At 48.8% G+C, this 3,155-nt stretch carries 2 protein-coding genes; both read right to left on the bottom strand.

Going from position 1 to position 3,155, the window contains the following annotated elements; genetic code table 11:
- Positions 1–124 precede the first annotated feature (124 nt).
- Positions 125–1,909: a phage terminase large subunit family protein gene (locus KCO92_RS07175; protein WP_104696228.1), complete on the bottom strand. Its 1,785-nt coding sequence runs from the start codon at positions 1,907–1,909 to the stop codon at positions 125–127.
- Positions 1,884–3,059 (bottom strand): hypothetical protein, encoded by a 1,176-nt coding sequence (locus KCO92_RS07180; protein ID WP_210647485.1) that lies wholly within the window; start codon positions 3,057–3,059, stop codon positions 1,884–1,886. The genes KCO92_RS07175 and KCO92_RS07180 overlap by 26 nt, the downstream gene beginning before the upstream one ends.
- Between the last annotated feature and the right edge of the window lie 96 nt (positions 3,060–3,155).

A 3,155-nucleotide genomic window follows, 5' to 3' on the forward strand; every position in this document is an offset into this window, starting at 1 on the left:
CTCTTTGGGGATGTTGGGTTCATCTTTGAGGCTAGCCAAGCCCACCTGTTCAGGGCGCACATTGGCGCGCGCTTTTTTAAGGGGCTCTAAATTAGGGGGTAAGTCCACACTTTCAATGGGCTGGTTATCCATGTTTTGCCTCCTGTGCAATGTTGTCCAAGACCTTTAAGAATTTAGCCGCGGCTAGGTTGAGCACAAACAAGTCTAGGGCTTCGTTACGCTCGCGCACTTTCACCCAGCGCAAGGACTCATAACCCCTGGTGTTGACATTCTTTTCTAGCTTTTCGGCAGTGAGTTGTTGGAAGTATTCTAAAGGGTAGTCATTAGGGAAGTGGCAATACCCCGCTCCAATGTGTTCCACCCCCAAAAGTCTGAATATCTCACTCTTGGCCTTGTATGTGCCGATGTTACAGAATTTCACGCCCTTAGCAATGAGCTTGGGCTTCTCAATGATGGGCTTTTTTCCACTCTGCTCACTATGCCCCTTAGAGGCCATAAAACGGGGGTCTTTTTTTACAAAGCTGTAGACAATCTCCGCATTGAAGCCGCTGTCAATCAGATTGAGCGAGCTAATCAGCCTGCGCCCGCTGGTGGTGTAGAAGATCTGTTTGAGTTGTTGGTAGAGATGCCCCCACACTTGCGCATCGCTACTCTTACCCTTCAAGATGAGATGTTTTACCCCCCAATTCTCATAGCCATTCCCCCAGCCTTTAAATTCTACCTCTAGTCTGTCTGCCTGCACGTCTACCCCCGCTGTGATAAAGCGGATCTCATCGGGCAAATTAGTCGCGCTGTAGTCTTCCCTGCGTGCAAATAGGGCCTGTTCTCCAAAGACAATGCTAGGGGGCTCATAGGGCAAAGCTTCCTGCGTGTTGGTAAAGACCTGCATGCTAGCAGGATTGCCCAAAGCGTGAAAATAGTCCTTGATGATCTCGGCCATGCTCACAAAGGGGCTATAGAGGGCATTGAGAAAAAAGCCCGCCTTGTCTTTGGTGTGTTCATTAGCATTGGTGGCTATCCATTTGCCCTTAGAGACGGCTTGTTGTTTCTGCGTCTCACTCCACAGGCCTTCACACTCAATACACTTGTAGGCGATGGTGTTATAGATAGGCTTTTGTTGGGGGTCTACATCATAGACCACCCCGCTTAAAACTAGGGTCTGTTCAAAGCCACAATGAGGGCAGGGCACAAAGTAAAAGCGTTTGTCGCTGCTTTCAAACTCTGCTTCGATATAGCTATGGTTTTTGAGCGTGGGGGTGGACACTTTGATAATCTTTTTGTCAAAGTAGGTCGCCGTGCGCTTTTGGGCCAGCACAATGCTATGTCCCTCCTTGGTGTTCATGCAGCGATCGCACTCATCTACGATTAAAACTTTAATGGGCTTGCTAGAGAGCTTAGAGGGGCTATTAGAGCCCACTAAGGCCAAATTGCCCCCCTTGAAGTTCTTGGTTAGAATGGTGTTATTGGCCTCTTTGTCCTCTATGAGCTCGTGTAGTTCGGGAATGTCTCTAAACATGGGAGCTAATCGGCGTTTGGAATAGTCTTGGGCTAGGTCTTCTGTGGGGAGCAGAAAGAGAATGGTGCTAGGGTCTTGGTGGATGAAATAGCCAATGGTGTTGTTAAGAATTTCACTTTTACCTAGCTGTGCGCCCCACATTAAAACCACTTCGCTAATGGAGGGGTTGCTAATAGTCTGCATGGGTTCTCTCTGATAGCTCAAAGCATTAAAACGCCCAAAGAGTGCGCTGCTCTCTTTGCTCAACACGCGGTAGGTCTGTGCCCACTCTAGCAGGTCTAAATGGGGTTTGATGAAAATGGCCTTGGCAAAGGCCTCTTTGAGGCGGGCGATCTGATTGGGCGGATTGGTACGCACTCTAAAGGGTTTAAATTTGGTCTTCTGGGCTAGCATAGTCGCCTCCAAAACCAGCACGGGTATGCGCATGGAGTTTTTCTAGTTCTAGGGTTTGTTGGGCCTGCTCTTGCAGGGCTACAGAGGCCTGTTCATAGACTTGTGGGTCTTGCAGTTCGCTCAAAATAGCCTCTATTTCCTCATTGAGGGTTTGGATAAAAGGCGCGTCTAGGCGGTGTTTGCGCTTTAGAATGTGAGGCAGGCTGTAGAGTTTATTGCTAATGGTCATGGCAATGTCTTGGAGAGCCTTAGCGATGGTGTCAAAGGTCAATAATTCCCCCACGCGTTCCTTATAAGAGAGTTCTTTGAGTTTGGCATCGGCGAGTTCTTTGCGTGCGCGCGCAATACCTAGATCACTCTCCTCGTTTTGGAGTTTATAGGTGATGAAGTTCTTCAAAGACTCTGTGAGATTCCAGTTGTCATGGTCGAGCTTGACTAAAATGCCCGCCTGATCTAATTGGTAAATGCGCGCCTTGGTTAAGCCCAAAATTTGGCTAAGGGTGTGGGTGCTAATGCTATTGGGGTCGGGTTCTTTGAGCGCGCGCAAGTGGGCGATATAGTTTTGCACGCTCTGCTGGAAGTCCCAGCTTTTGTAGGTGCTCTTCACACACACGCCCATGCTGGTGTAATAGAATATCGCCTCTCTATCCACCCCAAAAATGGCGGCTAATTCCTCCGAAGTTTTTGTCTCTAGGGCTTTGTTCTGCTCTAAAAGGGCGTTAACTTGGGCTTTTAGATCGCGGTTTTCTTGGTCATAAGTGGCCTTAATTTCAGCCAGCCCAGCGATGCGCTCTTTTTGTAGCCCTATACGCTTATCTTGTCTTTGCAGGGTTTTAAGGGTGCATTTTAGTTCATCGATGATCTTGCCCTGCCTTTTGAGCCCCTCTAATTGGGGCTGGAGGTGTTTGGTGTAGGCTAGAATGCTTAGGCGGGTGTTGTATTTGAGCGGGGCGCATACGATGGTTTTGTTATGCTCGTCTGTGTAAAACACCACGCATTTGGAGGGCTCAAACACGCCCTTTTTCTCTAAGTCTTTGAATTGATAGGGGGTTAAGCCTAGCAATTCCTGCAGTTCTGTCGCGCTGCACATCTCGCGTAAGAAGTCGTTAAGCTTGGGGAAGAGTTGGATTTTTTGCAAGAGTTGAATCATTTGAGGGCCTTCACTCTGGTAGAGAACATCGGATGAGGCGCACCGGTGAAAGAGCACACGCACTCGCCCGTTACCACGCCAGCAGTAGGGCTAGCT

The sequence above is a fragment of the Helicobacter salomonis genome, assembly GCF_017979425.1.
Classification (GTDB): domain Bacteria; phylum Campylobacterota; class Campylobacteria; order Campylobacterales; family Helicobacteraceae; genus Helicobacter; species Helicobacter salomonis.

Excerpts from the sequence above, each read along its gene's own strand:
- KCO92_RS07180 (WP_210647485.1), bottom strand. The coding sequence starts at position 3,059 with ATGATTCAACTCTTGCAAAAAATCCAACTCTTCCCCAAGCTTAACGAC.
- KCO92_RS07175 (WP_104696228.1), bottom strand. The coding sequence starts at position 1,909 with ATGCTAGCCCAGAAGACCAAATTTAAACCCTTTAGAGTGCGTACCAAT.